Source organism: Peribacillus sp. NPDC096540, assembly GCF_050278525.1.
Taxonomy (GTDB): domain Bacteria; phylum Bacillota; class Bacilli; order Bacillales; family DSM-1321; genus Peribacillus.
The window spans coordinates 148,959-155,308 of sequence record NZ_JBNNTG010000008.1; the positions used below are offsets into that span (position 1 = coordinate 148,959).

Here is a 6,350-nt window from a genome sequence, read left to right on the forward strand (position 1 = left end):
CTTTTATCAAATACTTGTGATCGCTGATTAATGCAAGTTGTTAGTTTTTTGTCTGATCACGTGCCTTTTCTATTTCATGCATTACTTTTTTACTCTCTTTGGATGATAAGTTCGTATATTTCTGTGTTGTTTCAATTGAATTATGTCCTAATTGGTCACGAAGCAAAATGAGATTTCCACCGTTTTTTATCCATTCGCTTGCAAAAGTATGCCTTAATTTATGCGGACTCAAAGCTTGCCCTGAAGAGAATTCCTCCTGTGAATTAAAAGCAATTGTGTATTTAGTTACTAAATCTTGAATAGCTCTGACTGAAATCGGTCTTGCCGTACCGGCATATTTAGATACAAAAACATATGAGGTACTATTTGCTCCAGGATACCGCGTTTCTCGAATTCGGAGATATTCCTTTAGGTCATTCAACGCAGAATCTAGGATTTCTACTGTATCCGCTTTACCGCTTTTACGAATAATGTCTAATTGCTTTTTTTGAAAGTTAATGTCTTTGAACGTAAGGGAGGAAATTTCACTAACTCGAACACCACTTCCAAGCATCATGCTAATAAGCGCAATATCTCTTTCCTTGTCTCGAAGAAATGAGCCTTTTTGGTGCGGGCTGAGTGGATTCTCATAGCCATTCTTTAAGTAATCTAGAAATTCATTGATTTCCTTGTCATTCAGGATAATAGAACTTATCTTTTTGGCGCGACGGCTGGTTGTATCTTCATCTTTTTTATTTAATTTCACCTTACTGAATACATTTCGGTAAAAATAACATTCTCCTGTTTCTTCATCCTCAGTTTCAGTCGTAAGGTAATTAAAGAGTGATTTGATTGCATTAATATTTCTTGCTACGGCATTACCTGACCGTTTTTTTATTACATCGTCTTTTTCAGAAATGATTTCTTCTTCTAAAAATTCCTTATAAAACTCTGCATTTTTTTTTGTAAGATTTTCTAAGGCAGGTAGAGGAATATATTTTATGTGATCCACTTTTGAGATTCCCTCGTGCTGCAGCCACTCGAAAATTTTTTTGTACTCATGTATGTAACCAAGCAGGGTAGAAGAGGAGTATTTTGCTCTTTTTTTTGCTTGAACAAACTCAACGACGTACTCTGGCATAGATGCCAGGTGAGTGTTTAAGCGTTTTTCATGTATAAGTGTTTCTCTTGCAGAAGCCATGTATAAAACTCCTCATGTCGAAAAATGTCGAATGTTCGCGTTAAATTAGAATTTAACGCGAACTTTAAAATCTGAACATCCCGTTCCCCTTTTCCTCTATTTATTCTTTAATGAAGGTTCGGGTTAATGAAATGTTTAAGACTAAAATAAAAATAGCTATTGTTTCTTTCTTAAGTATTATTAATGTTTAAGGAGTTTAAAAAATCATACTTATATTTATTTTGCGCTAATCGACACTTCGTGAATTGTTTGAACGTGATTGAACTACCCACCACTTATCGACCTTACGGTCTGATTGAAGTGGGGGATTCCTAAGAACAATAGCCTATCGGCAAATTTTTAATTAGGCTACTCCCGTTTTTTTGTTTAGGAAATAAAAAAAGTGATACCTCATAAACATGCCCCATACAACATCCTCAATCCATCTTATTACTTAGATATTCCTCAAAAGTAATCCCTCCTATTTTTTTGAATATAATTGTTATTTTCCCCATCTAAGAAATATTTGTACAGTTTTCCTGGTAAAGTAATGCGTATGTTGATATCTTTATTTTTATAGATTCAAACATTATTATTCGCTGAATCACATTCAATTTAATTAATGTATGTCCACATTCAACGTTATGGATACCAATTACACTTGTACATCCGTTGCTTGCTCTATGAGATATAACGGTAATTTTTCTGTAATCTCACCTTTTAAAAGTTGTATTAGTCCTAATGATTAAATGATAATGTTCCCTGCCTCATAGTTATCCACTGGTATACTTCCCAACTCATTAGCTAATAACTTATTAATAGGCACTTTTTAAGGGTTACTTGTTAGACAAAATCTTGGTTACATAACAAACTTTCTTTTATTAGGATTTCAGTTTCAGTGATAGAGAAAAATCAATTCATTTACGAATATTTGTGTACTTTCGATACAAATTACGGCTTAGATTAATATTTTTTATCTGTAATTTAGAAGCAATTCTTTTCCTTATCATAAGTTCATTGCAGATATCTATGGATGGCAAGCAAGGAGAAATATGCGAGGTGAATGAGTATGAAAAGATTAAATAAAGCAAAGGTAGTTCAATTCATAAAAATTATTTTTCCATTGATTTTATTAGGCCTTGCAGTCTTTGAAATAAAAAAATTTACTGGAAACATAAATGTTCAATTGCTTCGCCATGAAGTAAGCCAGTTGCAATATGTTAAGATGCTCTTGATTCTTTTCATTACTTTTTGTGCTATTTTTCCTATGATATTTTATGATGTATTTTTAGTGAAAATATTAGGATTTAAAGTACCTTTAAAAGATTTGGTGATAAAGTCCTTTATTGCTAATACCTTTTCAAACTTAATTGGTTTTGGAGGTCTCGTTGGCGCTACGCTGAGAACCTATTTCTATAATGAATACGAAGTTGACAGGAAAAGACTAGTAAAGAAAATTGCCTCTGTTTCTCTTTTTTACCTTACTGGAATCTCTTTGCTTTCCTGGATTGTACTTGTTGGTTATAGGAATTACCCTCTTTTTCAAGATACAAGGTGGCTTTTTTGGGCAGTTGTGGCCGTGGGTATTTATCTACCAATTTTTATCATTGTCCATATAATTCAACGCAAAAAAGCTACTGGTTCAGTTATCGATTTTGGAATTGCAATAAGACTACTCATTGTTTCTTTACTGGAATGGATATGCGCTTTCCTTGTTATTTGGTTATTATGTATTATTATGAGCATACCAATTGATTTTGACGATCTAGTCCCTGTTTTTATCGTTGCTTCATGTGCCGGTATTATCAGTATGATTCCTGGAGGCCTTGGATCTTTTGACTTAGTTTTCATTTGGGGAACACAGTCATTGGGTGTTCCGGATGAGAAAGTGCTAGTCCTACTACTATTTTATCGTATAGGCTATTTTATCCTTCCATTTTTAGTAGGAGTAGTTTTTTTCATCAAAGAGTTTTGGGACAAGTGGAATAAATCATGGAACAATGTTCCCAATGTGGTCATAGTTAAGACTAGCCATGTACTTTTAACCTTTTTGGTATTTCTTTCAGGACTTATTTTGCTTCTTTCAGCTGCAGTACCGGGAATTATAGGAAGGTTACAACTAGCTCAAGAATTTTTATCCTTACCGATCATGAATATATCTCATCAGCTCTCTGTTGCAACAGGCTTTATCCTGCTCGGTTTATCCCGAGGTATTCAGTACAAGGTAAAACAGTCATACCCCCTAACTATGATTGTACTATTTTTTGCTGCCTTATTTTCCTTCTTTAAAGGATTCGATTATGAGGAGGCATTATACCTTCTAATTGTTATCGTGCTCTTGAGAATTTCAAAAAAACGTTTTTACAGAGAAAATTTTGTATTGAGCTGGGGCACTACTATTTTTGATATAGCTGTGTTTGTCACGATTACCTTTATGTATGTTTTAATTGGATATCTAAACTTGCCCTCCTCCAAATTGAAAGTGAATCCAAAGCTATCGCTATTTGTGATTAAAGACTATCATGATTTATTTAATAGTGCTTTAATTGGCTTGCTTATCGCCTTGTCTCTTTTTACCGCAGGTTATTTGATAAGACGGGATAAAAAATGGGTTATGGAATCTTCTCTTATTCAGGAAGGGAAAATTATTGATCACTTAGATAGATTTAATGGAACTGTGCTAACACATTTAGTTTTTTTACATGATAAATATATTTATTGGAATAAAAAGAACAACGTAATGTTTTCCTATCAAATATTTGCAGACAAGCTAGTGGTTCTTGGAGACCCTATTGGAGAACGCGACGAATTGCCTCTTGCAATAGAAGAATTCCGAGAAACATCTGATCTCCATGGATTTACCCCTGTTTTTTATGAGGTCAGCAATGCAATGCTCCCTTATCTGCATGAAAACGGTTATGACTTTTTCAAGCTCGGCGAGGAGGCTTACGTTGATTTAGACAGTTTTTCATTTAGTGGAAAAAAAATGAAAGGAGCTAGGGCAGTAAAAAACAAGTTTGAACGAGAGAATTATCATTTTGAGATTGTAACACCCCCTTATCATGAAGATTTCATGAATGAGCTTAGGGGATTATCAAATGAATGGCTTCAAGGAAGAATAGAAAAAGGTTTTTCCCTCGGCTTTTTTGATGAGGATTACCTCAATAAAGCTGAGATCGCCATTGTTAAAGCTGATGGAAAGAGGATCCTTGGATTTGTAAACATTATGCCGGTTTATGATCAAAAACAAACTATCTCTTTGGACTTGATGCGATTTGGAAAGGATGCACCTTCTGGAACGATGGACTTTGTTTTTCTATCATTATTTGAATGGGCAAAAGAAGAAGGATATAAATACTTTAATATAGGGATGGCACCTTTATCCAATGTTGGGCTATCAAAGTATTCATTTTTAAGTGAAAAAATAGCTTCCCAAATATTTATGCATGGTCAATTTCTCTATTCTTTTCATGGTTTAAGAAAATTTAAAGAAAAATATGCAGATACATGGCAACCTAAATATTTAGCTTATCGAAAAAAAACTTCATTGCCTTTTACTATGACACAAATCACCTTATTGATTGGAAAGAAAAGAAAAGAACAAAATTGAGACACTAGTCTTCTTTTGTCACTTTAATCGGTAAATTGCACCTGTTTTAAGTGCTATTTTGCACTTCAATATACGTCTATTCTAAACAATAAAAGCACTTATCCAAGCTGTAAGCTGGTAACAAGTGCTTTACGTTTTATTTAGAGTTTTTCCAAATAGCGATAAATGGTTGTTCGAGATACACCCCATTTTTCCGCCACATCTTTAATTGATGTACCATTTTCAATGAGCGCTTTCATCACTTCAATATCTTTCGGTTCTAGTTTCTCCGGACGTCCCCCAAGACGACCACGTGCTCTAGCTGCTGCACGCCCTGTAGCTGAGCGTTCTTCAATCAAATTACGTTCAAATTCTGCAAAGGATGCGAAGAGGTGGAACATTAATTGCCCCGTTGCGTTGCTTTTGTCCATCGTTAGGCTTTCTTGCAGACTGTGAAAGCCCACAACTCGTTCATTCAAAGTATTCACAATCTGTATTAAGTCCTGCATGTTGCGACCAAGACGATCTAATCGTCAAACAACAATGGTATCGCCTTCACGTGCATATTGAAGTGCTTCCTCCAAACCAGGTCGCTGCTTTTTCGCTCCACTCATCTTATCGTAAAAGATTTTTCCACAGCCATGTTGTGTTAACGCATCCATTTGTAAATCTAAATTTTGTAACCCTGTCGAAACGCGCGCATATCCAATTAACACCAGTAATCACTCTTTTCTCATTTTTCCTTTAAGTTCATTGTAACATAAGATAGAATTCTGTATGTTATTGAACATAGAATAGTGAACAGAGTTTTGTAACATCTATAGCCATAAAAAAACATTCATTTCAATGGGAATTTGAGTGTGTTCAGAAAAGGATTGTTGAGTTGACACAAACTGTGAAATAAAAAAAGTTACCTTTCAGCAACTTAGGATTAGAAATCCATTATTTATATTTAGTAAGCCAGTCAATTAATTGGTCATAGTTACTTGAGAACATTGCGTTGTCTTTAGTATTAGACTGTTCAAGGTGAATTAGAATATCCCCTTCTTCTAATAAAAAAGCGACTGCAATAGTGTTCTCTAATATATTATTAGAGAACAATTTGTCTTTCCACAATTTTTGTACAGAAAAATGTTCTGGAGTATAACCTTTACGATTAACTAACAACTTATACTTTTTTCCTTGTCTAATAAATGAATAGCACGTTTTCTCAAATGAATTAAACCATGTGTTTACATCAGCAAGGGTTATGTAACCTGTCAAATTAGTAATAATAATATCTTCAGAAATGGATGTACTTATATTTTTAACATTCAATAAAAAAACAACTCCTTACTATTATTATAAACTAAATAATGGAAGGGAGAATAAATTTTAATGTTGCACAGTTCGAAGACACTACGCTTGTTGAACTAAACTGCCCCGTTAGCCAACCATGCAGCGCACGACCAGCGCTGCACCACAGAGAATGAAAATGGTGGAAAACCGTCCATACTGATTCTATGGTGGTCGATGAACTATGGTGCCATTAGAGCCCATCCGTTAGTCTGACTCCAACGACCTCGGTGCATCACAGACTGTCGCTCCCTTACGGGAAGCACT

At 34.6% G+C, this 6,350-nt stretch carries 3 protein-coding genes and 1 pseudogene; 1 reads left to right on the forward strand and 3 read right to left on the reverse strand.

The annotated features are described in order from the left end of the window. Nucleotides 1-40 precede the first annotated feature (40 nt). Nucleotides 41-1,180: a tyrosine recombinase XerS gene (xerS, locus tag ACQKMR_RS10220; protein ID WP_427697193.1), complete on the reverse strand. Its 1,140-nt coding sequence runs from the start codon at nucleotides 1,178-1,180 to the stop codon at nucleotides 41-43. Nucleotides 1,181-2,228: 1,048 nt separating this feature from the next. Here xerS and mprF point away from each other — a divergent pair. Further along, nucleotides 2,229-4,769, forward strand: coding sequence for a bifunctional lysylphosphatidylglycerol flippase/synthetase MprF (gene mprF / locus ACQKMR_RS10225; RefSeq protein WP_427697194.1), 2,541 nt, complete (start codon nucleotides 2,229-2,231; stop codon nucleotides 4,767-4,769). 140 nt (nucleotides 4,770-4,909) lie between these two features. Here mprF and ACQKMR_RS10230 read toward each other — a convergent pair. Both ACQKMR_RS10230 and ACQKMR_RS10235 read right to left on the reverse strand, forming a co-directional pair. Continuing rightward, nucleotides 4,910-5,464, reverse strand: a pseudogene (locus tag ACQKMR_RS10230) (recombinase family protein). Nucleotides 5,465-5,690: 226 nt separating this feature from the next. Beyond that, nucleotides 5,691-6,065: an STAS/SEC14 domain-containing protein gene (locus ACQKMR_RS10235; RefSeq protein ID WP_201223872.1), complete on the reverse strand. Its 375-nt coding sequence runs from the start codon at nucleotides 6,063-6,065 to the stop codon at nucleotides 5,691-5,693. Nucleotides 6,066-6,350 lie beyond the last annotated feature (285 nt).